A 26,205-nucleotide genomic window follows, 5' to 3' on the forward strand; every position below is an offset into this window, starting at 1 on the left:
TTAAATTCTAGAGGCTAAGATAATTTTTTACTGCAATCAACTGGCTATGAAGCATACTTGCTGGAAGTGAAAGTTAGGCTTGCAAACCATTAAGGCATTTGAATTCTTGTTTACCCTCGAAATGATTGAGTCATGTGGGATCCTGTTCCAGAACCATCTTTATATCACTCAAAGTTATCTTAGGTAATGCATGTTAGGAAAATTCTGCATTCTTAACATGGCTTGACTAAAAATATACAAGAGCTAATTTACCCCTAAGAGATGTCCTGTTTTCACAAAAATTGTGCAGCCTTCTTTACTAAAAGGTTGATGCAAGCTCATATGGGGGCTGCGAATCCATGAGCCAGCTGGATAGCGTCCATGCTCATCCTCAAATACGCCATCCACTACAAAAATCTCTTCGCCGCCATAATGCTTGTGTGGGTTGAAGTAAGTTTGAGGCGCCCACCTAACCAATGTAGAGCCCGCACCCTGTCTCATCAGCGGCATTACGGTTAAACCAGGCACCATCCCTTGAAACCATGGTGCAGAATGGGTATCGACAATCTCACGCTCGATCTGCTCAGGCCCCAAGTGTCGTAACTTGACAAAAAGAGTGCAGCCTTTCTCGCTAAAAGGCGCATGAGACGAGCCAGGAGGATTCATGATATAGGTGCCGGCTGGATAGTTGCCAGTCTCATCACTAAGCACCCCATCTAACACCAAGATCTCTTCTCCAAATTCATGGGTATGGGTTGGGAACTTCGCACCAGCTTCGTATCTAACGATCGAAGTAGCTCTCGCCACTTCATCACCCTGACGATCAAGCATGCGCCTCTCAATGCCTACGGAAGGACTTGAAATCCACGGTAGGTCCTGGTGATTCAGCACTACACGCTTACTGTAGTCAGAATGAATGTCCATATAAATCTTTTCAGTAATAAATTGTTAGATACAAGAATAACAATGGATTGAAATTGTTGCTCAAAAGAAAAACCACCCGAAGGTGGTTTTCTTACTGTAGATAATGACTAAACCTACTTTTGAGGGCAACCATTTGCCAATGGTTTTCCAGCAATACGATCCTTGACCCAGTCAAGATACATCGGGGCTGAAACCCCAGGAGTCGTAAAGTGTGTTTGCTCTCCTGGCAGCTGAATTCTTCCTACATTTGCCCCCATACCGCACATTTGCTTCTGATAAAGCTCATGCATGATTGGAGGGACTGCAGTATCTTTTGTACCCCAATAAATCACAACAGGTGCAGTAGGTTTTACCGGCTTGACACTGCCATCAACAAATGCCTTGACCCATGCCAAGGAGTTGCTGGGTTCTGGCTTCAAGAGAGTTTTATAGTTATCTCCATAAGCATAGCTAAAGGTATCTGCCAGTACATGCATACATTTGTTTCGAGATAATTTATCTACAACTTTTACACCCTCATCTGTCAGTACATCGGATAGCTTTAGATCAGGAAAAGCTGCCTGCGTACCCCAAAGTCCCATCATATAGTGGGCGAATAGAAATACATTTGGGACATTAGCTTGAGTAAAGCCATTCATGAGCTTTTTCGCACCTGCCTCATCAGCTGGCACATTTGGAAGCATGGCTGCTACATCTTCTGGTGCCAACGCAACAAATCCTAGATATTGCAGGTTATCTGCTGCAGTACCTTGAAGTGCCTGGTAATCTGGCAAGCTTGCGGCAGCAATAGTAGCGCCACCACCCTGCGACCATCCATAAACTACGGTCTTCTTACCTGCGCCAACTTCTTTCATGGAGCTGGCAGCTCTTGCAGAGTTAATAACATCTCTACCATTTGTTTGTGCCACAGCATATTGATGCTTACCTCCACCACCCAAACCTTGATAGTCGGTAGCAACGACAACATATCCTTGATTGATGAACTCTTGACCATTTGGAATTCCGTAATCAGTCCAAGAGTTCCCACCCATTAGAAAATATTCATTTAAAGCGGCTGTTGGATCAATGATTTGGGATGGTCCGCAATTTTGCGCTGAACCTGTTGTGCCATGTGCCCAAGCCAATATAGGTCTTCCTTCTTTTGGGCTTGGTCCAACAGGTGCGATGATGGTCCCTGTAGCAATCGTTTTACGGCCCGCCACATCAGATGAGATATAAGCAATCTTCCAAGCCTGCGCACCTTTTAAAGATGTTGCAATTTTCTCTTTAGAGATGACTTGACCCAACTTACCTTCAGGCGCCATTTTCATGACAGAGGCATAAAAAGGCGGCATTGGTGGATCAGCATAAACAGCAGTGGAGAAGATGCCAAGAGCAGCGCTAATTGCTATAACTGAAAGACGTGAAATTTTTTTCATGATCTAGAGAAATAAAAAGGGTATAAGTTCAATATTAAACGACAACTTTACATACTAAATTAGGGGCGAACATACAGATCTTTACCATGCTTAATCGTCTTCACAATCTGAATATCTTTAATCTCCATTGGATCTACTTTCAAGGGATTACGATCAAGCAGCACCATGTCAGCAAGCTTTCCAGCGGTGATGCTACCCTTTGATCCCTCTTCCTTGTATTGATAGGCAGGTACAGAGGTAAATGCACGGAGAGCAAGGTAAGGGTCGATACGCTGATCAGGGCCCAAAACTCCTCCGCCATAGATATTGCGGTTCACAGCGGTCCCAATCGTAAATAAGGCGCTTGGGCCAGATGATGGGGTGTCATTATGAATACCAAATTGCATCCCTTTTGTATGAGCCAAATTGAGTGGCACCATATTACTAGCCCTCTCATCGCCTAGAATTTTTCTATACACATCCCCATACATCCAAATGTGATTAGGCATAAATTGAGGAAGAATTTTCTTAGTTTTGTATTGATCTAATTGATCATCACGGATAAAAAATGAGTGTGAAATTACTGTTCTGCGATCTTCAGTAATTCCCGCCTCTTGAATTGCTTTGGAAATCCCGGCAAGAGTCATATCAATTCCAGCATCGCCATTGGAATAGCCGTAATACTGAATATTCTTTTCGTAGGCTAGCTTTGCATAACGATCAACTAAAGCTTGGGTAGCAACAGCCATACCACGCCAATCTTTTGGGAACCCGGTAGTGTCTGCATAGGGTTTTGTGAAATACGCCAAACGTAATTGAGGTGCTCCATCAGTAGACACCAAGATTCCAGCAACCTTAAAGCCGCCATCGCCTCTTGTGTAAACACCAAATGGGTATTTTTGGTTTGTTGCTAGTAACTGATCAACCACATCGTAAGTTGGTAGCGCAATCAGATCCAGGCTAATCACATTACGATCAACTGCTTGACGCATATTGCGAATATCCTCAAGTGTAGTTTCATAGCTCTGTGCAGTGGTAAATCCATTTGAGGCGTAAATCTTTTCAGCCCTGCGATATGTTTCCATCATCAAGTCTTGGGAATACTTACCAAATACCTTCGCAGTTGCACTTATATTAGGACTGCCAATCAATTCGCCAGTTAGTTTTCCTGTTTTTGGATCAACAGGAATCATCCCTTGCACAACTTTGGTGGATTTAGTAATGCCTAATTTTTTCAAGCCTGCCGAATTCACAATCCCCGTCAAGGTGGAAATGTTATTAACAAATACTGGTTGATTAGGAAATGCTGTGTCTAATTGCGCAATAGTCAAAGGGCCATCAGTTAAAAAAGCATCCGCATACTCGGCCCCAATGATCCAACCATTAAATGGGCGAGCCTCAGCCTTCAATCGACCTATTAACTCTTGGGTTGTATGAGGAGGCTTCTTAGAAAAATAACCCAGATTTACACCCAGAGTATTTTGAGCAATTAAAGTAAAGTGACCCCAAGCATCTATAAAACCAGGAATTAAGGTTTGACCTTTTAAATCCTGAATATCTGGATTTGCACCAGCTTCATTTAAAGCATCTTTCATACTGCCTGTGTAGGTAATCTTCTTACCCTTCACCACCACCGCCTCAACATACTGCGGCTTATCACCCTCCATAGTCAGGATGTCACCATTGAAATACACGCTTGCACCACCAGCAAATACTTGAGCAGTCATTAATAGCAAGAAAGCGGATAGGGATATATTCAGGGTTTTCATGATTGAATCACTTATTAATGGATAGGGAGTTCAGTGGGGCAAGATTGCGAAAGGCAAAGCTAACTAAAAAATGGATAACTTCATTATTACAAAAAAGATAGGTCCAACCCAATAAAAAACCACCCGAAGGTGGTTTAGTGCAGAAGTTTATTTTAAGAACTCTGCCGTCAAGTCATTTTGAGGGTATGGCAGCTTATCAACCAGCCAAGTCTTCGTCTTTCCGGACTTAAATACTTCATTCAGATTAATCTCAATAAAGTTTGTACGATTTGCATAGTTTGCAATTTTCATACGATTATTCTTTAAGTCTTTGATATTGACCCACTGAGTGTAATCAGAGGCAACCTGTTTACCATCTGTTGACCGAGCAACACCAATAGGAATATCGACGTTATTCAAGACGTGATCGGCAGCTTGCATTGCATCAACGCTATTGCTTGGCTGATACATAAATTGCTTCAAATAAGTTGCCCTCACAAAGCGAGATGGTGGAGTGTAATCTGCTGGCAAACCTAATAAGCCGCCCCCCTGACCCAGTTCAGTAACGTTGGTATTGCCCACTGTTACAGATGCTGTTGCAGTAGATGTAAGTGATAGGTAGTTACGGACATTGTTCAGGTGCCAGTCATAGGTAGGTGCATTGGTAAGCACTCCAGCAACATTATTGTGGATCATCATTTGACCCTTCACAAATTCAACAACAATACTGTCACCGCCACGGTCTGTTAACACCAGGTGCAACCAAGGTGGAGTTGGCAAGCCTTTGACTTCACTTGGGTCAAACCACACTTTGTATTTAGGAAGTTCGTTTCGTAACTCTTTAACTGAGCCAAACATTCCTAAAATAAAGCCCCCCAAGTTCAATATAGAAACATAATTCTTATCTTGCGGAGTAACGGTTTGATATTCAGTAAAGCCAGGTAAAAAATTGCCGCTAATGGCAAGACCTGCTTCATTTTGACCCTCAAGATATGCTGGGGGACCTGCTAAGACTCCAGGGGCAATTGCAGCAAATGCATATTTACTAGATAGGTTTGTTGCGGGCAACTTTAGTGATGATGGTGCACTTAGATTGATGGTGGTGCCTTTTGGATTTGCCGTGAGCTGCCACTTCATATCAAAAGCCCACTCCATCGTTCTACCCGCAACAACAGAGCCATCTTTTGCAACGATATTGACAGCAGTACATGCATTACTCGCGAATGGGGCGAGCGCCAAAGTTGCTGAAACTGAAGCAGCCACTATTTTTGTAATCATTTTTTGCTTCACTGAATCTCCTTGGAACAGATTAAATTGAATATGAAAAGCATAACATCTATAAAAGGCTTGATCTAGCCAATCCTAAAAAAGCTCTGCTTTGGGACCGAATGGGCTAAAGGCGCCTCAAAGTAACTCTTGAGGAATGCTGGACACCAAGTCATTTTTAGCTTTTATTACAATGTAATATGTTTTTTTGAGCAAACCACCATAAACTGGAGCTGATAATGCCCTCTAATAATTACTTACGCTTTTTAAATGCTAAATTGATGCGGGGCATTTTTTTAACGATAGCTACTGCTTTCATTTCTCTGAGCCTCAGTCTTACAGTACATGCCCAAGAAAAGCCAGAAATTAAATATGCTCCAGTAAATGGTGTGAAATTAGCCTATTACCTCAAAGGCAAGGGTGATCCCATGATTTTGATTATGGGTTATGCCGGCACTTTGAGCGCATGGGACCCCGCGCTTCTTGATGAACTAGCAAAGAATAACCAGTTAATCATTTTTGATAATCGTGGTGCCGGACTATCTACCGATACCAAAGAAAATAACACCACTATTCCGCAAATGGCCGATGATGCCGCTGGTTTAGTCAAAGCTCTAGGCTTTAAAAAGGTCAACGTCTTTTCATGGTCAATGGGCGCTCGCATTGGACAGCAATTTGTCATCAGACACCCAGAGCTAGTTAATAAGGTTATTCTGTTGGCGCCAAATCCGGGTGGAAAATATCAGATTGCCATTAATAAAAAAGTGGGTGAGGAGTTGAATAACCCAAGTCTTTCTCCGATGGAGAATTTCGAGTTGCTATTCCCAATGACGCCAGAAGGTAAAGCAGCTGCTAAGGCTGTGTATGAGAGATGGGCAGCAGCGAGAGCCGCAGGTACCATCCCTGATGATTTTGTAGTATCCAAAGAAACTAAGGCGCGCCAAGTTCGCGCTCGCATAACCCTTTGGAATGCAGACAATCAGAACTACAAAGATCTCAAAAATATTAAAGTTCCGGTGCTAGTTGCAGATGGCCGCGAGGACATCATCGATAACCCTCAAAATTCAGTTGTGATCGCCAATCAAATCCCTTTTGCTTGGCTAGCTTTTTATGAAGGCGGACATGCATTTTTATTCCAAAGCTACAAGAAACTATCCGAAACAGTAAATGTATTTCTGCAAAAAGACTAACTAGTAAAGCCTTTATCAGCAAACTTAAAAGCCACTCATTGAGTGGCTTTTTTATACTTTTGCAAATTCTAAGCTGCCATCCAAAAGCGCTTCATTTCCGGAAGATCTTGCATGCCTCGCTCATACCCATACTTGATAGCAGGCTCCATAATTTCTGGGTCTACAACGCTCATGGTTTTTCTACCTGGCAACATACCAACAACCACCAACTTTGTCTTTGTGCCTCCCGCCTCTAGATCTTTTACTTCTTGCAAAATCGTATTAGGTAAGTGATTTAAACGCAGACCTTCTTTTTCTTGTTGAATCGTATCTGCTAAAGCTACAACGAGGGCTCTTCTTGACCCAGCCACAATATCGCAATGCGTTTCTGTTGAACCAATACTTCCGTCCATGCAAACACGATCTTTAACCCAAGTTGGGCCAGTAACTCCAGGTGCAGAGGCACTGGCAGCACATGCATCAATCACAGATACCCCCGAATCTGGAGCAACAACTAAACGCTCAGCGGTGTAGCAATCAATAGTAGTGATATACATTTTTTTCGGGATAGTTTTCATATCCCCTAGAAACACTTTAATGTTTGTTTGAAACTTATCAGATGGAATGGATCTTGCGGCCATCGCAGCATGACCAATTGCCTGGATGGTATCGGGATTACCATCCTTTGCGCTAAGACCCATCTTCATTACCCGCTCCTGGCTGGGTGAGAATTTTTTGGTTGGCACTAACTTAGCCATGATCTTTGGGTAGTCAGCTAATAAATTAAATTCTGCAGAAAATAGATCTAGACGGCTACCCAATAAAGCGCTACCTAACACTGCACCTGCCGAGGTGCCCACAACGATATCAGCCAAGCGAAGATCAATGCCATTTGCTAGCATGGCATGAAAATAGCCAACTAGAAATGAACTCATATATTCAGAGCCACCGCCTAAAACGATTGCCCTATCCTTACCTTTTCCTGGAGGATTTTTATAGGGTATGGGATGCGCTAGACCATCATTCCAACTAGAGGTCGTTTTCTGAATTTCTTTAGCCTCTAATGCCCTCACCTCGGCTATTGCTTTCTTAGATAAGTTTGAGGATTTTGAAAATGCCTGTGTGCTTGTGACAGCTGCAACCCCTGCGGCAGAGGATTTTAAGAAATTGCGTCGAGAAGGTTGATTCATAGTAGCCCAGTTAATGGTTATCCCAGTGACTATCTTTATATCAAAACTTTCTAATGCCTAGCAATCCTAAGCTTTGGAGAACATCCACATCTTGATTTGATACTTTGCAGCATAAATAGAAAAACGACTTAGGAACTTCTCCCTAAGTCGTTAATGTTGTTGGCGGGCCCACCTGGACTTGAACCTATGACCAAAGTTTTTTGAAACAACCATCTAACAATTCATTGCTCCAAAGTAATTTTTAGAGGAGTAAGTGTTACTTTAAGTAACGCCAAGAATAAAACCCTAGAATTGGCACTCATTAGCAATTCCAAATAGAAGGTTACTGCTGCTCAATTTGAGCCGTAGCGGCAATCTTTTGATATCGAGAAATCTCTTCCTTGACATACTTATTAAATTCTTCAGCAGAAATTACCTTGGGGTCAATGCCCACTTTAGAGTATGCCTCTCGTACTTCAGGGTCCTGCAAGGCTTTGGCAATATCACCATTAATTTTATTCACCACAACAGCTGGAGTTCCGTTCGGAGCCCACAATCCAAACCATAAACTCATATCAAAATTAGGAAACCCTTGCTCAGCAATTGTGGGGATCTCAGGCGCAGCAGAAGATCGAGATTTGCTCGCAATACCAAGAGCCAGTAATCTTCCACCTTTAATTTGACCCAAAGCAGTACTTAACGAAGCCATGCAAAATGCAATCCTTCCTGACATTACCTCTTGTATAGCTTCAGGACCGCCTTTTAATGGGATATGGTTCATTTTTATCCCAGCAGCTTGAATAAAATATTCAGCAGCAAAGTGGGTGGAACTTCCCACCCCCACGGAGGCAAAGGGAATCTCACCAGGCTTTGCCCTGGCTGCGGACACAATATCTTTAATAGATTTATATGGGCCATCTGGCGATGTCACTAAAACATATGGCGTATCGCCTAAATAGCTAACATTCACAGGGGGCTTACTATATTCGTAAGGTAACTTCTTATAAGTTGCAGGGTTGGTTGCAAAAGTTACAGATTGAAAGAGTAGTGTTTGACCATTTGCTTCTGCATTAACAACTGCTGCCGTACCTATTAAGCCGCCAGCACCAGGTTTATTTTCAACTACTACTGGTTGCTGCCAGACTTTAGTCAAATACTTAGCAATGATTCTAGCTGCTGTATCAGCTCCCGATCCGGGAGTTAAAGGAACTACCAACTTAACCGGTCCAGAAGGAAAAGTTTGAGCATTTACTTGAGTCAAACTCATCACCATGCAGATAATGAAAGTAATTAACTTATTCACCGTTTTCACTCCTGATCTTGTATTGAATTTCTTAGGATGCCAATATTTTCTATTTCAATTTCACAGATATCACCGGGTTTCATAAAAACAGGTGGTGTTCTTGCGTAGCCCACTCCTGCAGGTGTTCCGGTAATAACTACATCACCAGGTTCTAGTGTCATACATTCAGTAATGAGCACAATGGTTTCAGCAACATCCCACAGAAAGTCTTTAGTGTTTGCATTTTGCATTACCGATCCGTTTAACCGGGATTGAATCTGAAGGCCGTGTGCGCCCTTAGGCAACTCATCTGGCGTTACTAACCATGGGCCAAATCCACCGGTCTGATCAAAGTTTTTGCCAATAGTCCATTGGGTGGTTTTACGCTGATAGTCGCGCATACTGCCGTCATTAAAAATGCTATAGCCAGCTATGCAGTCAAGGGCATTTTCTCTATTTAAATTACGCGCTCTTTTACCCACCACAAATGCTAGCTCTGCCTCGTAATCCAATTTATCAGAAACCCTGGGTCGGATTAGAGGGGCCTCATGAGAGGCAAGCGAGCTAGGGCCACGCAGGAAAAAGCTTGGGTATTCTGGACGAGCGTTACCGCCCTCCTTTGCATGATCAGCATAGTTCAGCCCCATGCAAATAATCTTCCCTGGTCGATCAATCAAAATATCAAACTGGATATCAGAGAGATTTCTAATGACAGCATTGGGATTTAAAAGCGCCCCTTTAGCCAACCCTAGATCCGGGTCTATTGCAATCAAACTACCTAAGTCCGCTGGGATACTGGCATCGGTTGCGCATAAATCTATAAATTCATTTGAGTCTTTTTTGCGGAGGACTCCAACGCTTTTTTTATTGCTCTGATCGCGGTAACTAAATAATCTCATAGCTTCTTTCTAAATTACTCTTTCTTAAGCCCTGCAGATTGAACAACCGGCCTTAAGCTAACAAGCTCTTTAGCAATAAATGAAGTTGCTGCAACGCCAGTGATATTACTAATTGGTTGAATCGATATTGAATTTAATTTATCGAGTAATTCAGGATTTTTTAAGGCCTTAGTTGTCGCCAAAATTAAAGTGTTAGTAATATCAGGCGATAAACCCTGGGGTGCAGAGACAATATTCCATAAAGCAGCTTGGAAATCTTTTAAACCAGTCACTTCGTTAACAGTTGGTATATCAGGAATCAAAGGAGATCTTTTAGAGGCAGCTATTGCAACGATCTTTAGCTTTCCAGCTCTATGTTGATTGATTAATGACCCCAATGTGTCAACCGTCATATTTACTTGGTTACCTATCAAGGCGGGAATAGATTGGGCGCTACCTCTAAATGGTATGTGCTGAATATCTAAACCCCCTAATTCATATTTCAATCTTTCACCAACAATATGCAAATAAGTTCCCTCTCCTGCTGATCCATATTGCAACTTGCCTGGGTTGATGCGCGCATATTCAACCAACTCTTTAAAACCCCCTTTAGTCGCCGGGCTAACCGCAAATACAATCGGCGCATCACCCACTACTGCAATTTGTGTAAAGTCCTTAATGGAGTCATACTGAGGCTTAGCATTAATGAGGTTATATAGAACATGGGTTGAAGCTGTACCAAATAGCAATGTATATCCATCTGGTGCACTATTTTTTACTTCTAAACTTCCAATGGCGCCACTTGCCCCACTTTTGTTGTCAACAACTACAGGCTTTCCTAATTGCGTTGATAAGGCCTGCGCATACTGCCGAGCAAATTGATCTGTTGGGCCACCTGCAGGAAAAGGTACAACCAATCGAATTGGCTTAACGGGGTAGTTATTTGACTGTTGAGCATGAGCTGAGATAAAACCAGCGCACAAAGTCAAAATAAATAAGATAAATTTAAACAGTTTCATGATTAAACCTCACAGTTGATTTTCATTCCAGTTATCGGCAGCTGCCGGCGGCTCAGGCACAAAGCCTGCTAATTTAATTGCCTCAATAGCGCAATACTCATCTTTATCTGAGGCATCTCCACTAATACCAACGGCGCCAATTGCAATTCCTTGTTTATTCACTATCAATACACCCCCAGGCGTTGGAATAAATCTTCCGTCTGATGCCGCTGAGAGCGCCGATTGAAAGGTCGGTCGATTTGCCAATCTATCTCGAATTTGCCGAGTAGCCATACCCATGCCCAACGAACCCCAAGCCTTGCCAATAGCAATGTCATGTCTCAATATGCCGCAACCATCTTCTCGCTTGAAGGCAACAACATTCCCACCAGAGTCAAGAACGGCAACTGCTAAAGGTAGCAATCCATTAGTTGCCCTCAACTTTAGGGCATGAGTAATTATTTGATCTGCATCACTCAACGCTAAGCTTGAATGTACTGAAATAAGCTTTTCAGCCACGATTGCCACCCCCTATTAATATCGATATTTTTATATTATCATAATAATATCGATATTTTTAAGATTGCAAACTTCGTGATAACCCCAACAAAAAAGGCTTCCTATATCAACGCCATGCAAGGAATAACTCGCGCCAGCGCGGTCTATGACCGACTGAAGGCTGATATCTTGCAGGGTCGCTTCGCTGCCGATCAAAAGCTCAAAATTGAAGAGTTATCAAGCCTTTACGAAACAGGAGCAAGTCCGCTACGTGAGGCATTGAATAGACTTTCAGCAGAAGGTCTCGTTTCAAGAAGCGATCAACGAGGTTTTAATGTTGCACCCCTGCGATGGGAAGAGCTTGATACGCTAACAGAAACGAGGTGCTTTATTGAAGGGAGAGCACTAGAAGAATCAATTGCTCATCGCACCGAAGAGTGGGAAGACAAGTTAGTTCTATTAATTCATAAGCTCTCAAAGAAACCAAGATCATCTGAAACTGATCAACATAGCGCCAATCCAGAATGGGAGCTACTTCATAAGGAGTTTCACAAAACATTACTAGAAAACGCACCTTCCAGATGGATTAAGGAATTTAGTGAAACGCTTGGAACTGAAAGTTATCGCTATAGACAGGTTGCGGCCAGTAAAAACTTTGGAGAACGCGACCACCATGCAGAACATGTAGGAATATTTAAAGCGGCTATTAGTGGTGATATTGATTTAGCAAAGAAATTACTCTTTGAGCACTACAGAAAAACTTCAACCTTAACTGGACGTGGCGCAAGAAGCCTCAAACTCATCAAGTAATAACTACCTTCTATGCACACCATAATCTACAAATAGTTTATTGCTACAACGGCAGACCACAATCTATTGAGATTACATTGAAAGTGTGCAGTAATTGCCCACACACTCTTTAGCAAGTCTAGCGTTACTTAAAGTAACGCTCAAATGACCAAACACCACCTTTAGCCTCAAAAGCTAGCTTTTTGTGACGTTTAGGTTAACTTTAGGTTCTCTGGTTATGAGAGCAGAAGCCCATGATAGAGCCACATAAACAGGGGGTCTGCGGGTGATCAGTGTCGGTGTGTAAGCAAATGTGTAAGCAAATTCGTGGATTTAAAAGAAGCGGTCCCTCACTCTTTGGTTTTGAAAACCAAAGAATTTTGGAGCAACCATCTAACACTTCGTTGCTCCATAGTTCTTTTTTGGAATTTGATAAGCGTTACTTAAAGTAACGATTACTTTTCTGGAGGACAGCTAACGACCCCAAGTAGGCTCTCGTAGATAGCGGTCTTTGTCATGGAAGTAGTCACTCAACGCTAATCTGACTAATTTATAGGCTGCAGAGCGATATTCGATTTCTTGTATTTTTCAATCAAATGGCGAGCGCCAATTAAGAGCAAGTGGATAACTACGATACCCAAATAAAGTTCGCCTAAGGCTTCATGTGAATTTTCCATAACTTTTCTTGTTAACTTGCCTCCAATTTCTTCGTAAGCAGCAATCCCAGCAAGAATCATTGGTGGAACGAGGGCATACATTGAGAGGATGATTAAGCCCATCAGCGCCCCATACCATCGTTGCCACTTTAGTAGCCTTTTTATTTCTAAATTTTTGATATCAAAATAAATTGATTTTCCTAGAGTAGCCCTTCTCCAAATGGCTACAAGGGATATGCTATTGGGAAATAGTCCGAGAACAATTCTGATGAGAAAAATAATCCCGAAGCCATAACCGCAATAGACATGAACAATTCGATAGGTTTCACTGTCTGAAGTAAGGTATGCAATCAGAAATGTTAAGGCGCCTGATGTATGGAGTAATTGCTTTAATGTTTTCATCATATTTTTACTTTGGTATTCGAACTTCGTCATCGTCAAAATTGCCCTGTTCGGCATTTTTGTGGCAGGCATTGCAATTTGAAGGGCTCTTAATGGCTGGCGATAAAAACTCCCTAGAACTAATTTTTCTATGCTTCTTTTCAAACCAGCCTGACTTTGTAATTCTGTTATCAGGCGGCGCCTCTTTGACTCGCTTATAGGTGCCAGCATTACTGTTAAGCCAAGAAGCAATTTGCATCATTTCCTGCTGACTTATTGAAGCATCTGTGCCATAGTGCTTTTGCAGCCCATTCATGATTTCTGTCCAAGATTCTTTGGGCAGTAATGCAGGGGCGTAGGACATATGACAACTGGCGCATTCTTGCTTATAGATTAGCGGGACATTGACTGGCATCAAATTCTTGCTACCAGCATTGACAGTTTGAGCAACCATTCCAATTATTAGGTAAATCAGTGCGGTAAATAGAGGCACCGTAATTAAGTGTTTCATTGGTAGTCCTTTATTTTTTTAAACTTATTAGGTAAGCCAAAACATCTGCTTTTTCTTGGGGCTGGCACTCACGACCTAAAACATCGTTGCAATTTCTCCGAAACCATTTATCACTTTTGGCTTGGTCTATGAATGCATCGGGATTGGACGAGGGAGCAAGAGGGTCAATTGGCTTATTGGTAGAGGCATGCTTACCCTGATTGATTGGCGGGTTTCCGTGGCATGATGAGCATGACCATTCTTTACCATGCGTAGAAGTAAAGAAAACCCTTCCTTTTTCACTATTGCCTGAGGAGCCAGCCTTATCTGACCAATACTGCATTTGTTTGACTGCAGTAGTGTCGCCTGCATTGGCTATGCCAAATATAGCCATCAAAATTAAGGCAATAAGTAGGTTGTTATTAGTCTTCATCCCAATCCTTTTAATGTTCATGGGGTGAGTATGAAATAACCCTGCTTTATGGAATCTGAAAGGCTTATTCATCTGCCATTCAGAATTGCCACCCTACAATATCAATATGAGTTCCATTTCTCGGTCATTAGTTCTAGCCCTATGTTTTTTGTTTGCCATCCCTGCCATGGCAGGGGATGACCACGATAAGGCTAGGAAGGCATTAGAAAGTGGGCAAGTTCTACCACTTCAACAAATTCTTCAAAAAATATCAAAAGACTACCCCGCTCAAGTTATCGAAGTTGAATTAGAGCGAAAGAGTAATGGCTGGATATATGAAATCAAGCAACTTAGTGCAGATGGCTCTATTTCCAAGTTGGAAGTGGACGCTAAAACTGGAATTGTTCTCAAGCAGAAATCAAAAAAATAATACTTATGCGGATATTAGTAGTCGAGGATGAGCCAACACTTTGCAAGCAGTTATCTACTGCGCTTCGTGAGCAGGGGTATGCCGTTGATGTTGCAAGCAATGGTGAAGATGCTTTGCATTTGGGTTTAGAAGAGTCTTTTGATGCCGCAATCTTAGATTTGGGTTTACCAAAGTTGGATGGCGCTTCTGTATTGAAAGGTTGGCGAACTGCTGGCAAGAAGCTGCCTGTGATTATTTTGACTGCTAGGGATAACTGGAGCGATAAGGTATCTGGAATTGATGCTGGTGCTGACGACTACCTAACAAAGCCGTTTCATATGGAGGAATTGCTTGCAAGGCTGCGAAGTGTTATCAGGCGGTCTACTGGGCACTCAACTTCGGTCTTGTCTGTTAATGGTTTATCACTGGATACCCGAAGCGGAAAAGTAACCATTGAGGGTAAGCAAATCAGCCTAACGAGTCATGAATTTCGATTGCTTTCTTATTTGATGCATCACCCAAATGAGGTTGTTGATAAGGCGACCTTGGGGGAGCATATATATCCATATAACGAAGACCCCGACTCCAACACCATTGAAGTCTTTATTGGGCGACTAAGAAAAAAAATACCCGATGGGGTTATTGAGACAGTTAGAGGTCTTGGGTATCGACTAAATCATGATTCTTAATTCTATTCGCTTAAGAATTACAGTTGCTTCGCTGGCGGCTATAGCCATTGCCATCTTTGCGGCAAATATTCTGATTGCCAATTTATTCAAAGAACATGCAGTAAAACAATTTGAATCCACGATGCGGGTTCAGTTGAATCAGATTGCAAGCCTAGTTGCGGTTGACCAAAAGTCTGGACGGATTGCATTGACTTCCCAGCCTAGCGAGCCAAGATGGTCTGCACCGCTATCAGGGTATTACTGGCAAATCAATCTTCCTGATGGTCAACTTCTCAGGTCTCGTTCGCTGTGGGACTCAACACTGAATGTAAGTCAGAAAGAAACTGCGGGCGCAAGTAACTTTTATTACATTAATGACTTAAGTAATCAGCATTTACTGGCGTTGACAAAAAGTCTGTCAATCGATGGTGCTTCAATAAAATTTTTACTTACTGTTGCATCCGATACCAAGGAATTAGATGATGCAATTCTAGCCTTTCAATCAAGCATTCAAGGGTATTTGTTAATTTTGGCAATTGTGCTTTTGGCAATTTTATTTTTACAAATTACCTTTGGGCTTTCACCCTTGGGGGCGCTGAAAAAGGCATTACATAAATTTCATATTGGTGAAGCCGATAAGGTCAATGGAGTTTTTCCAGTGGAATTTAACCCATTGGTTGCTGAACTAAATGCTGTAATCGAGAAGAATTCGAGCATAGTAACAAGAGCCAAAACACAGGCTGGTAACTTGGCTCATGCGATGAAAACACCAATTGCCGTAATTTCAAATGCGCTCGAAGATAAAAATATCAGCGATGAATCTTTCAAGACATTGGTAAAAGAGCAAATTAGTAATGCAAAAGAGCAGATTGATTGGAATCTTGCAAAGGCAAGGGCGGCAACTGCTTCAAAGAACCCAAGGTTAAAAACCCAAGTTGTGCCGGTAATTGAATCAATTGTGGCTGTGATGCATAAGGTCTATGCCGAAAAAGACTTAAGGATAGAAGTTCAAAATCCTACCGCCTCTTCATCAATATTTAATGGAGAAGAGCATGACCTTCAGGAAATTGTAGGAAATCTTTTAGACAATGCTTGTAAGTGGGCAAAAACTAGGGTGGATATTTCCACAGCCTCATATAGGGATGGACTGCAGATTGTTGTTGAGGATGATGGCTTCGGAGTGAATCCCGCAGATTACGGCAAAGTGCTAAGAAGAGGGTTTAGGGTCGATGAATTGACTCAAGGGTCTGGGCTTGGATTGGCGATAGTTGACGATTTGGTATCGATATATGACGGTAGCATCGAATTGGGTCAGTCTAGCCTTGGCGGTCTGAGGGTGCAGGTTCGACTCGGGTAGCCGCACTATTTGGCATAGTCGTTCACTATCTTGCCAATTGACTTACTAAAACCTAAGGTCTATACGACCGCTATTGGCTGATAGCAGCCCCTAAGAGCACAATCATTCAATATCCCCAAAAAGTGTGTAGTAATCGCCTATACACTTTCGAGCATGCCCAGCGTTACTTTAAGTAACGCTCAAATGACCGAACCTAACCTTTAGCCTCAAAAGCTGGCTTTTTTTGATGTTTAGGTCCTGCTTAGGTTCTCTGGTTATGAGAGCAGACATCCAAAGAAAACCATTAGGATTTCAAGAGCTTACGTCTCCTGTTTATCGGTGTGTGAGTATTTGTGTGACTAGATTAAACAGATCACAAGAAATATTAATTCAGTCATTGGCATTCAAAACCAAAGGATTTTTGGAGCAACCATCTAACACCTCGTTTCTCCAAAGTTCTTTTTTTGAAGATTGATAAGCGTTTCTTTAAGCAACACTTAAGAGGCATGACTCTTGGAGAGAAATCAAAATCCGTTAGCCAATTTCTAAAAAAATTACTGTCACATTGTGTTGAAGAGGTAGCCATGATGACTCTTCGAATTATTCACCCTAACAACTTCGGCACATCGCATGTTTATTAACTACGCTTTGAAAGTCGATTCAGAAAAATGAGTCCCAACACAGGACCTGGCAGCAATAGCCAGGTGATGTATTGATTCATAAATGGCAAGACTACGGTACTGATTTGAATTGAGATCATCGTTATCGTAAAGCCAACTGCATTTTGAATAGTAAGTGCAGTACCGACAATCTCGGGCGGGCATGCTTGTGCTGATAGCGCTGAAAATTGTGGCGAATCAGCGACGACACTCATTCCCCAAATAGCCCAAAAGAGAATTTGTGCCCATAACGGTAATCCAGAAATCCACGGATACAGTAGACAACAAATGCCCGATAGCGCCAAAGCTGTTGAGGCAACTTTCACCCCCCCAATAGATTTGCTAAGTTGCCCTCCAAGAAAGCAGCCAATTGCACCAATCCCGATTACAGAGAATGCTAGCCCCGATAAATGAATGGGATTTTGAATTGAATAGGTGCTAGCAATCAGAAATGGTACAAGTGCCCAGAATGCATAGAGCTCCCACATGTGACCGAAATATCCCAAAGCAGATCGACGATATTCTGAAATTGCAAAGAGTTCACGAAAGCCGCTTAGCTTGACTCGTGAAGCACCACCTAATTTAAGGTGGGGGCCATCTCCGAGCCAGAAAATCATCACCATTGCAACCAGAGCAAAGAAGGAAGATAAAAGAATAACCTCTTGCCAAGGCCAATCGACACCGAAGTAACGAGTAGCATGCGGAATTGCTGTTCCCAGCGTTAGCATTCCGACCAATTGCGCAATGCGCGAGCTCGCTTTTTGGGGGTCCCAGGTCATTATGAGCTTCATACCAATTGGATAGATTCCGGCCAAACAAATTCCAACTAAAAAGCGTAAGCAAGAACCTACAAAAATACTGTCAGCCCAGACAGCAAATGCAGCGTTAAACAATGCCCCAAGTAGAGCGCATGCAGCAAAAAGATGGCTAGGCTTGTACCGATCTGCCATCCCACTTAAGGCAAAGACCAAAGTACCTGACACAAAACCGAGTTGCACAGCATTGGTAAGGATGCCTATGCCTGCAAGATTGGTGTTCCACGAATCTATTAAATTGTCAGCCACTCCATTGATGGAAAACCACAAAGAGGTACCCATCAACTCCGCAATCACTATCAATAGTGAGGCTAAATTAGGACTTATGGGTCGAGAAGTTGTCGTATTAGTCAAATGAGGATAAAAAAATTAGGGGTAGTCGAAGCACCTTCATTATGTTACGGCCTAATTCCCAATACTAAAAATCATTTGAGGCCTAAATCTCTCCTCGACCCGACGAATATTGAGAACATGAGCATCAAGCATCGCTTGTAGCTGTGAGCGAATATGCAGCTCTTGAATTCTTGGAATTAATTTTTCTAGACGTCGTGCTACCCATCCCTGCCCTCGATTCAAAAAAAGCAAGCGTTCCTTGAGATCTTCAATGGAGATCGCTTTTTCATAAAATTCACCCGTGGCAGTTGATGGCGAAAAACCGAGTGATCCAATAATTCCGAGCAACATCTTGCACCAGCGCACTTCATCGTGTTGAATATCGGTGACTAACGGAGCTAATTCGTGACTCTTTATTTGATTGGCTGTTTCCAAGGTTACTCGAGCGCCAGCCCTTTCCGCCTCAAGCAATTCATTTAGGGCAGCAATCAGTTCATCGCCGCTAATTGGATTTAATGCTGATAAATCATGCATATGTTGACCTCTTGTGAATGGGGTGCTTATTTACTGGCGATATCTCATGTATTTGTGACCATTCTAGGGCGATTTGCTCATACTGCATATGAAAACAGCCAAACTTACCAAAATTGGGGGAGTGTCATGGCCCGGGGCGGAATCGACCAGGGAAAAGGGTTCTTGACTCTAGCTCTGGACTGTCGTTTAAAACGACACGAATTGATAATGATTTAATTCTCTTTTCTATCTGATTGCTTTTTCAATTAACCGATTAAGGCGAATTAATTGCTTAAAGTCCTCAACCACTGATGGCGCCAAGTTTGAAGATGTGAATTTTGTGTTACTGAGTGTCTTTACAACTAAGAAGTTTTTGAGCATAAGCCAATCCATATCCGGATGGTTTGGATCGAAACCGCGTGGAGGTCGAGAGGCTACGTTCTCACGAGAAAAATTTGTTTTAAAGCGTGACTTGAAAGCTAGATCGGCAAATAAGGCATGGAAAGGCCGAGCGTCTTTTGCTATTGCTTCCCTCATCTTTTTCAATTGGGGGCCAGATGGCATAAAGAGCCCACCGGCGACAACTACCCCCATGTATGGCGGGATATTGTGAAGAATGCCAAAGAATAAGTGTGGGTTTCTTTCAAAGCGAGACTCAGAAGGTTTCGCAATCGAAATAGATAACCAGCTTTTATAGCAGGTACTGCCACGCACAATCTTATTGGCATTCTTTTTAATCCTACCAATTCCTTTTGTAGGAAAGTGATAGTCTGGCACGCTACTTTGCAGCGCAGTCTTAAGTCGCTCGGCTAAATCAATAAAAGGCTGCCTTACGAGTGTTTCGTAGCTTTCTTGATTTTTATCGAGCCAAGTTGGATCTGTTTGTTTACCAGCCTCAGTCATGAAAGGAAGAGTCTGCTTTGAAAATTTAATGCTCATAGCTTTTCCAATCTTGTATTGAATTAATCTAAATAAAACATGTTTCTCTTATTAGCTTCATTCTACTTAAAGGGGGCAGGTAATACGTGGAAGACACCAACCAACACAGAAACAAAAAAACCACCCGAAGGTGGTTTATAGAATCTTGGTGGCCTGGGGCGGAATCGAACCACCGACACAAGGATTTTCGACCCTCTGCTCTACCGTCCGCTATTGGCCGCTTTAAGCGTGGCTTGTTACAGCTGCGCTGTCGGTTTCAGGAAGAAATCAATTGCCAACGCAACCACTGGCGGCTCGATGCGGTGTGGGCCTTTGAATTCCAAGGAGGTTACGTCATAACCTGCGGCCTTAAGTTTGGCTACGTGAGGACGGGCACTAGTTTCAATTGGCAGCTGCTCATCTTCCAAACCGTGGGCGATGAAGATGCGGGGTGTACCATTTTGCTGAAAGACTGACATAAATCCTGCGGAAAATGCGATCACGTGGCTAACGACGTCGCCGTTGGTCACGCCTACTGAAAGCGCATAGCTGCCTCCGTCTGAAAACCCAGCAAACCCCAGGCGGCATGGATCGATAGAAAAACGTGACGCCACTTCGTGTAATGCTTTGTCTAGCCGCTCTAGGTCTGGGCCGTTACCACCCACGACCAAGTCCCAAGTCGGGAACTGAGACTGCGGCAGCAGAAGCAAAAAGTCATGCTGACACGCATGGTCGATCACGAATGGCAGCACCTTGTCGGCGCTGCCACCGGCGCCATGAAACATCACCAGCAGAGGAGCTGGAACTCCAGGCTGCAGGCCGTCCGGCACGATCAATACGGCATCGCGCTCGCTAGCAATACCCAGGTCGTGACGACCAGCGGGCAAGGCTTGCTTATCGGGTACAGTGCCGGATCGAAAACTAAGCCGGCCCAGCAGCGAATCTCCCAGGAAAGATGTGTCAAACATTGCCATCCTCGACGGTTTTACCGATGCTGCGGAAAGCCGCGCACTGAGCAAAGGCTTCCTCACTAAGCAATAAATTCCTACCCTTGCAAAACTTGAGTGTCAGTTTGAGTAACTCCTTAATATCGCGGCCACTGGCAGCTGCGTAGGTTATTACCAAGCGCTCAACTAGGTCGTCGGGCAGTTCGGTGTTGAACTGCTGCGCTAGCGATTTCCATAGTTGTTTCGCCTGCTCTTGTGTCGGTGTCTCAAACTGAATGATGGCGATGCAGCGCGACAAGACAGCGTCATCAATGTCGGCTACGCGGTTGGTAGTCATGAACAGTAAACCATTGAAGTACTCAAGGGTACGCAAAAACTCAGCGACGATGGCGTTGTGCTGCAGATCGTTATCGCGGCGGCGAATGTAGACGTCGGCCTCGTCGAGCAACAGCACCGAGTCCCAGCGCGCAGCGCGCCGCAGGATTTTCGACAGGTTGGCTTCTACTGAGCTTGCCGTCACGCCGAGTTGACCAGAATGTACGCGGTATAGTGGTTTCTGGACAACCTCGGCATAGACCTCTGCTGTCAGCGTCTTGCCTAAGCCAGGCGCGCCTTTGCACAGAATGGTTGTGCCGCCCGACTTACCCTCGACGATGTCCTCCATTAGGAAGTTACGATCAGCGGTCAAGATATCAATCAGCTCGCGATGAGCATGCGGCAGAACCAGCTTGTCACGCAATTCTGGCTTGTAACGATACGACTCAACATTTTGCACATGTACCCATACGCTGCGGTGGTAATCTAAGTGAAATAGGTGTAGATAGCAATGCTGGGGAATTCGTTCAAAACCCTCGCTGATACCGCTGCTGCGCCAGAAGCTTGCATCGGCCGTGGTATCAAAGTGGCGTTCCAGCAGCTCTTCGTCATTAACGCAGCGAGCCGTTGTGCCTACCTGCAGCCGCATACATTCGAGTTGTGGACGAGGCCCTTCGCTGGACATCCAGACGGCGCCAGAAACAGTAAACTGCGCACCAAACTTCGGCTGCATCTGCATGAAACGCTTTAAGTGCGTCTCGTATTCGTTTTTGAATTCCGCACATTCTTTGAAGTAACCATAACCTGTCATCAATTCGGGAATCGTGCAATCCAGAATATCTTCAGCATAAAAGGTGATGCTGTTGGTCATGCCAGTACGCCTTAGCCTCGGATCGGTAACCGGCCCCCGTTCTGCAGCCTGCAAGGTATTAGCCAGAAGGCCGATGATGACATAAGCCGCACTATCGACAGGCTGCACAAAGCGCATGGAATGGACCAGCCAGGGCAGCAACACACCATCCTTGCCGAGCTTATAGAGCCAGCCATCTATCATGTCACGCGACAGCCAAGCGATCAGACCAGGGATCAGATGCTCCAAGCTAGGAATTTTTCGGGCAGCTGGCGCGGCGTGGATATTGTCCAGCGCCAACATTTGGAACATTAACCCACGCTCGTTGGCCGTTCGGCACAGGCTGTAGAGTGTGTTAAGTGAGGCGGCATCGAAAAGGTGGCTGGGCACCACACGTTTGCCTCGGGAAAGGCCGTACTCGCTCAGCCGCTTAGCAAGCAGTGAATCTTCATTGATCGTTCCAAGTAGCTCATTGGCCAGGGTTTCTGGTATTTCGAATTCCATGCGCTCTTTTTACTCCATTTACTAAATCATAAAAAGCTAGGTCTGAAACATGCTTGACTGCAGTCAATGCGAGCCAAAATAGGGTTCATTTTGGGTGCGGTGTGTGCCCGAAGATGACTTACCCCCACCCTACTCAGCTTAAGAGGTCACAGAAAAGGATATAAGGAATTCTATCTGTCGAAATGAAACTTAACCGTTACTTAAAGTAACGCTCAAAAAAATACCGACCCGAAGGTTGGTATTTTCATTTCTGGTGGGCCCACCAGGACTTGAACCTGGGACCAAAGGATTATGAGTCCTCTGCTCTAACCAACTGAGCTATGGGCCCGTTAATCTTTACATGCTGTTTTGCACTACTTAACTACTTCAAAACCACACTAAAACCGCATTTACTACACACCATGAAAAATGCCTTGGTGTGTAAGCGGTGTGTAGTGAATTTACACCGCCTAATTCACCACTAACCTCTTGAATCTATTGAGGTCTTTGTTACAAGACCCCTAGGGCTTCTTTCTTATGAGTCCTCTGCTCTAACCAACTGAGCTATGGGCCCTATACCTTCATTGTAATTGAAGGGTCAGTCTAACCTCATATCTAAGGGGTGGAATTGCGTTTACATCACGGTTAGATATACATTATTATATGTATATCTAAAGGAGCCATTGATCATGATCGTTTCCAAATGGGGCAATAGCCTAGCTATTCGACTGCCTTCCCAAGTGGTGGATTATTTGAAACTTAAAGAAGGTGATGACATTGAGGTTCATGTCACCGATAAAAAGCATTTTCAAATTAAGAAGAAACCATCTCTGCAAGAGAGGATTGAGGGTCTGAGAAAATTCCGTGGGCGTATGCCTGCTGATTTTCACTTTGATAGATCCGAACTGAATGAACGCTAAGAAAATATTTTTTGATACAAATACCCTGCTTTACCTGCTGTCATCGGATAACAAAAAAGCGGATTGGGTAAGCAAAAATCTACAACAGCACAATGTGATTAGCGTTCAAGTGCTAAATGAATTTACTTCGGCCAGCCTCAGAAAAATTAAAATATCCAACACTGAGCTAGATGAGTTTTTAGATTTATTTACATCGACATTTCAGGTGAGATCTCTAGATATGGATACCTTCGAGACCGGACTAATGGTTTCTAGACGATATGGGTATCAACACTATGATTCAATGATTATTGCTGCAGCATTGCAAGCTGGTTGCGAAAGGCTCTACTCAGAGGATATGCAGCACCGACAGGTAATCGATAAAAGACTACAAATCGTGAACCCTTTTGTGTAAAGGATTCACGATATTAGGCGTTGCAAAATCAATCTTCTTCGAGGAAGGTCTTGAGTTTGTCGCTGCGGCTTGGATGACGCATCTTTCTCAAGGCCTTGGCTTCAATCTGGCGAATACGCTCACGCGTCACGTCAAACTGTTTACCAACTTCTTCAAGAGTATGGTCTGTGCTCATCTCAACACCAAAGCGCATACGCAATACTTTTGCTTCACGTGGTGTTAATGAATCCAATACATCCTTAACCACATCACGCATAGAGTCATGCAATGCTGCTTCAGCCGGAGCTAATGTATTGCCATCCTCAATAAAGTCACCCAAATGAGAATCTTCATCGTCACCAATTGGTGTTTCCATGGAGATTGGCTCTTTGGCAATCTTCATAATCTTGCGAATCTTGTCCTCAGGAATTTCCATCTTGAGAGCCAAGGTTGCAGCATCTGGCTCATGACCAGTTTCTTGTAAGATCTGACGGCTAATACGGTTCATCTTGTTGATTGTCTCAATCATATGAACTGGGATACGGATCGTACGAGCTTGGTCAGCGATCGAACGAGTAATCGCCTGACGGATCCACCAAGTTGCATAAGTAGAGAACTTATAACCACGACGGTATTCAAACTTATCTACCGCCTTCATCAAACCGATATTGCCTTCCTGAATCAAATCCAAGAACTGCAAACCACGGTTGGTGTATTTCTTAGCAATCGAGATAACCAAGCGTAAGTTGGCTACAGTCATTTCACGCTTCGCTTCACGTGCACGCTTTTCGCCGGCGATCATTTGCTTGTTCACTTCTTTTAATTCTGGAAGTGGCAATACAACACGAGTCTGAATATCAATTAACTTCTGTTGAAGCTCCTGAATCGCTGGAACGTTTCGCTGCAGCAATGCTGTGTATGGTTTGTTTTCTTTGAGTAGCTTATTAACCCACTCTAAGTTCATTGACATCTTCGGGAAGTCTTTTAATACATCACCACGATTGACGCCAACCTTATCTACTAACAAACTCACAATACCGCGCTCGAGTTTCCAAACTTGGTCTACTTGTGAACGCATGGTGTCGCACAACTTCTCAACACTCTTGGCAGTTAAACGGAAACCAAGCAACTCACCGCGAATAGCTTCTTGCGCCTTGATGTAGGCCGGGCAGTTATAACCCTCTTTATCAAAAGCACGACGCATCTTGTCGGCTTGGGTGCGAACAATTGCAAACTTCTCTAACGAAATTTGTTTCAATTCTTCCAATTGCTTAGCGTTAGCTGTAGCTGCACCGCCGCCACCGCCACCACCTTCATCATCGCCACCATCCTCATCACCTTCTTCAGCATCTGGGTCAACTTCTGGCTCTTCTGGTCCAAGCTTGATATCTTCAGCATTAGGATCAACCAATCCATCAACGAACTGATCAATCTCCATCTCGCCACTAGCAATCTTGTCTACGTTCACCAAGATCTCGCCGATTGTGACTGGACAAGCAGCCAATGCCATCACCATGTCTTTTAGACCGGCCTCAATCTTTTTCGCGATGACGATCTCGCCTTCACGGGTCAAGAGGTCAACGGTACCCATTTCGCGCATATACATGCGCACTGGATCGGTTGTACGCCCGAACTCTGAATCAACAGTAGCTAAAGCAGCTTCCGCCTCTTCCTCCGCTTCTTCCTCAGAAGTGGTTGCTGAAGCGTTCTCATTTAAGAGCAGTGTCTCAGCATCTGGAGCCTGCTCATAAACAGTAATGTTGATATCGTTTAATAAGCTGATCAGAGTTTCTAATGCATCAGCATCAGACAATTCATCTGACATTACGTCATTCATTTCGCCATGAGTTAAATAACCCTTGGACTTACCCATCTTGATCAATGTCTTCAGGCGGGTACGACGAAGTTCTTGTTGCTCTTCAGAGCCCAGTTGTTGTGCTGCGAATTCTTTTAAGAGAGCCTTCTCTTTTGCTTTTCGCTCACGCGCCTTTTGGCGATCAGTCAGTACTGGCTCAGCACCTTCTGCAGGCGCATCCGCTTTTGGCTTGCGCCCTTTTTTAACTTCCTCAGTTACTACTACCTCAACTTCAATGTCCTTGGCTTTTTTACCCTTAGCTTCTTTAACTTCTTTTGCTGGCTTCACTGCCTTTACCGCCTCAACTTTAGGGGCAGCAGCTTTACCTTTTTTTGGCGCCTCAACTTTTGCTGGAGCTTTTACAGGTGTCTTAGCAACAGGTTTTGCTGGCGCCTTGCTTGGCTTAGCTGCGGCTTTTGCAGGAGCCTTTACTGGTTTCGCAGGTGCTTTGGCCACTGGCTTAACTGGAGCCTTGGCTTTCGGTGCTGGCTTGACAGCCTTAGCGGGAGCTTTCACGGGTTTAGCAGGTGCTTTTGCTACCGGCTTAGCTGGAGCCTTCGCTTTCGGTGCTGGTTTTGCTGGTGCTTTAACTGGCTTAGCTACCACTTTGACTGGCTTGGCAGGTGCCTTTGCTTTGGCAACTGGTTTAGCCGGAGTCTTAGCTTTTGCTGCTGGCTTAGCTGCTACCTTCGCTGGCTTGGCAGCTGGTTTAGCTGGTTTTTTCTTAATGTTTGGCATTTATTAGCACTTACTCACGTTACTGATGATTGATCTC

The 26,205-nt window shown here is 43.8% G+C and carries 25 protein-coding genes and 1 tRNA gene; 7 read left to right on the plus strand and 19 right to left on the minus strand.

What is annotated here, in order from left to right:
• Positions 1–243: 243 nt before the first annotated feature.
• From GQ359_RS07940 to GQ359_RS07955, 4 genes are all read right to left on the minus strand, one after another.
• Positions 244–903 (minus strand): cupin domain-containing protein, encoded by a 660-nt coding sequence (locus GQ359_RS07940; protein ID WP_215386491.1) that lies wholly within the window; start codon positions 901–903, stop codon positions 244–246.
• Positions 904–1,016: 113 nt separating this feature from the next.
• Positions 1,017–2,321 (minus strand): lipase family protein, encoded by a 1,305-nt coding sequence (locus GQ359_RS07945; protein ID WP_215386492.1) that lies wholly within the window; start codon positions 2,319–2,321, stop codon positions 1,017–1,019.
• A 59-nt stretch (positions 2,322–2,380) separates the two neighbouring features.
• The gene (locus GQ359_RS07950; protein WP_215386494.1) at positions 2,381–4,069 is read right to left on the minus strand and encodes an amidohydrolase; all 1,689 of its coding nucleotides are present in this window, start codon (positions 4,067–4,069) and stop codon (positions 2,381–2,383) included.
• A 147-nt stretch (positions 4,070–4,216) separates the two neighbouring features.
• The gene (locus GQ359_RS07955; RefSeq protein ID WP_215386496.1) at positions 4,217–5,326 is read right to left on the minus strand and encodes a linear amide C-N hydrolase; all 1,110 of its coding nucleotides are present in this window, start codon (positions 5,324–5,326) and stop codon (positions 4,217–4,219) included.
• A 227-nt stretch (positions 5,327–5,553) separates the two neighbouring features.
• Here GQ359_RS07955 and GQ359_RS07960 point away from each other — a divergent pair, with 227 nt between their 5' ends.
• Positions 5,554–6,504, plus strand: a complete 951-nt coding sequence (locus GQ359_RS07960) for an alpha/beta fold hydrolase (RefSeq protein ID WP_215386498.1) — start codon at positions 5,554–5,556, stop codon at positions 6,502–6,504.
• A 68-nt stretch (positions 6,505–6,572) separates the two neighbouring features.
• On the opposite strand, the gene GQ359_RS07965 is transcribed toward GQ359_RS07960, so the two are convergent.
• From GQ359_RS07965 to GQ359_RS07985, 5 genes are all read right to left on the minus strand, one after another.
• Positions 6,573–7,673, minus strand: coding sequence for a patatin-like phospholipase family protein (locus GQ359_RS07965; RefSeq protein ID WP_215386500.1), 1,101 nt, complete (start codon positions 7,671–7,673; stop codon positions 6,573–6,575).
• Positions 7,674–7,995: 322 nt separating this feature from the next.
• Entirely contained in the window at positions 7,996–8,955 is a 960-nt protein-coding gene (locus GQ359_RS07970; RefSeq protein WP_215386501.1) for a tripartite tricarboxylate transporter substrate binding protein, read from the minus strand.
• Between the two features lie 5 nt (positions 8,956–8,960).
• Positions 8,961–9,833, minus strand: a complete 873-nt coding sequence (locus GQ359_RS07975; RefSeq protein ID WP_215386503.1) for a fumarylacetoacetate hydrolase family protein — start codon at positions 9,831–9,833, stop codon at positions 8,961–8,963.
• Positions 9,834–9,847: 14 nt separating this feature from the next.
• Positions 9,848–10,831, minus strand: a complete 984-nt coding sequence (locus tag GQ359_RS07980) for a tripartite tricarboxylate transporter substrate binding protein (protein WP_215386505.1) — start codon at positions 10,829–10,831, stop codon at positions 9,848–9,850.
• 9 nt (positions 10,832–10,840) lie between these two features.
• Positions 10,841–11,329, minus strand: a complete 489-nt coding sequence (locus tag GQ359_RS07985) for a heme-binding protein (protein WP_215386506.1) — start codon at positions 11,327–11,329, stop codon at positions 10,841–10,843.
• Between the two features lie 114 nt (positions 11,330–11,443).
• On the opposite strand from GQ359_RS07985, the gene GQ359_RS07990 reads away from it, so the two are divergent.
• Entirely contained in the window at positions 11,444–12,118 is a 675-nt protein-coding gene (locus tag GQ359_RS07990; RefSeq protein ID WP_215386508.1) for a GntR family transcriptional regulator, read from the plus strand.
• Between the two features lie 524 nt (positions 12,119–12,642).
• Here the strand turns inward: GQ359_RS07990 and GQ359_RS07995 are convergent.
• The 3 genes from GQ359_RS07995 to GQ359_RS08005 are packed head-to-tail and all read right to left on the minus strand — an operon-like array spanning position 12,643 to position 14,057.
• Positions 12,643–13,188 (minus strand): cytochrome b/b6 domain-containing protein, encoded by a 546-nt coding sequence (locus GQ359_RS07995; protein ID WP_215386510.1) that lies wholly within the window; start codon positions 13,186–13,188, stop codon positions 12,643–12,645.
• The gene (locus tag GQ359_RS08000) at positions 13,163–13,645 is read right to left on the minus strand and encodes a diheme cytochrome c (protein ID WP_215386512.1); all 483 of its coding nucleotides are present in this window, start codon (positions 13,643–13,645) and stop codon (positions 13,163–13,165) included. Before GQ359_RS08000 ends, GQ359_RS07995 begins: the two co-directional genes overlap by 26 nt.
• A gap of 10 nt (positions 13,646–13,655) precedes the next feature.
• The gene (locus GQ359_RS08005) at positions 13,656–14,057 is read right to left on the minus strand and encodes a DUF1924 domain-containing protein (RefSeq protein ID WP_215386514.1); all 402 of its coding nucleotides are present in this window, start codon (positions 14,055–14,057) and stop codon (positions 13,656–13,658) included.
• A 106-nt stretch (positions 14,058–14,163) separates the two neighbouring features.
• Between GQ359_RS08005 and GQ359_RS08010 the strand changes: the two genes are divergently transcribed.
• The 3 genes from GQ359_RS08010 to GQ359_RS08020 are packed head-to-tail and all read left to right on the plus strand — an operon-like array spanning position 14,164 to position 16,470.
• Positions 14,164–14,466 carry a PepSY domain-containing protein gene (locus GQ359_RS08010; protein WP_215386516.1) on the plus strand — a complete coding sequence of 101 codons (303 nt, stop codon included), beginning with the start codon at positions 14,164–14,166 and terminating at the stop codon, positions 14,464–14,466.
• A 5-nt stretch (positions 14,467–14,471) separates the two neighbouring features.
• Positions 14,472–15,134: a response regulator transcription factor gene (locus tag GQ359_RS08015; RefSeq protein WP_215386518.1), complete on the plus strand. Its 663-nt coding sequence runs from the start codon at positions 14,472–14,474 to the stop codon at positions 15,132–15,134.
• Positions 15,124–16,470, plus strand: a complete 1,347-nt coding sequence (locus GQ359_RS08020) for an ATP-binding protein (RefSeq protein ID WP_215386519.1) — start codon at positions 15,124–15,126, stop codon at positions 16,468–16,470. The genes GQ359_RS08015 and GQ359_RS08020 overlap by 11 nt, the downstream gene beginning before the upstream one ends.
• Positions 16,471–17,086: 616 nt before the next feature.
• Here GQ359_RS08020 and GQ359_RS08025 read toward each other — a convergent pair.
• From GQ359_RS08025 to GQ359_RS08050, 6 genes are all read right to left on the minus strand, one after another.
• On the minus strand, positions 17,087–18,205 hold the full coding sequence (locus GQ359_RS08025; protein ID WP_215387940.1) for an MFS transporter: 1,119 nt from the start codon (positions 18,203–18,205) through the stop codon (positions 17,087–17,089).
• 123 nt (positions 18,206–18,328) lie between these two features.
• Positions 18,329–18,790, minus strand: a complete 462-nt coding sequence (locus GQ359_RS08030; protein WP_215386521.1) for a DUF6306 domain-containing protein — start codon at positions 18,788–18,790, stop codon at positions 18,329–18,331.
• Between the two features lie 225 nt (positions 18,791–19,015).
• Complete coding sequence (locus GQ359_RS08035; protein WP_215386523.1) at positions 19,016–19,708, minus strand: DUF2461 family protein; 693 nt, start codon at positions 19,706–19,708, stop codon at positions 19,016–19,018.
• Between the two features lie 236 nt (positions 19,709–19,944).
• On the minus strand, positions 19,945–20,655 hold the full coding sequence (locus tag GQ359_RS08040) for an alpha/beta hydrolase (protein WP_215386525.1): 711 nt from the start codon (positions 20,653–20,655) through the stop codon (positions 19,945–19,947).
• Positions 20,648–22,303, minus strand: a complete 1,656-nt coding sequence (locus GQ359_RS08045; protein WP_215386527.1) for an AAA family ATPase — start codon at positions 22,301–22,303, stop codon at positions 20,648–20,650. Before GQ359_RS08045 ends, GQ359_RS08040 begins: the two co-directional genes overlap by 8 nt.
• Positions 22,304–22,554: 251 nt before the next feature.
• Positions 22,555–22,631 (minus strand) — tRNA-Ile (locus tag GQ359_RS08050).
• A gap of 340 nt (positions 22,632–22,971) precedes the next feature.
• Between GQ359_RS08050 and GQ359_RS08055 the strand changes: the two genes are divergently transcribed.
• Positions 22,972–23,202: an AbrB/MazE/SpoVT family DNA-binding domain-containing protein gene (locus tag GQ359_RS08055; protein WP_215386529.1), complete on the plus strand. Its 231-nt coding sequence runs from the start codon at positions 22,972–22,974 to the stop codon at positions 23,200–23,202.
• Complete coding sequence (locus tag GQ359_RS08060; protein WP_215386531.1) at positions 23,192–23,596, plus strand: PIN domain-containing protein; 405 nt, start codon at positions 23,192–23,194, stop codon at positions 23,594–23,596. The genes GQ359_RS08055 and GQ359_RS08060 overlap by 11 nt, the downstream gene beginning before the upstream one ends.
• Positions 23,597–23,624: 28 nt before the next feature.
• Here the strand turns inward: GQ359_RS08060 and rpoD are convergent, their stop codons facing one another.
• Positions 23,625–26,168 (minus strand): RNA polymerase sigma factor RpoD, encoded by a 2,544-nt coding sequence (gene rpoD, locus GQ359_RS08065; protein ID WP_215386533.1) that lies wholly within the window; start codon positions 26,166–26,168, stop codon positions 23,625–23,627.
• Positions 26,169–26,205: the final 37 nt, after the last annotated feature.

The organism is Polynucleobacter sp. AM-7D1 (assembly GCF_018688455.1).
Lineage (GTDB): Bacteria > Pseudomonadota > Gammaproteobacteria > Burkholderiales > Burkholderiaceae > Polynucleobacter.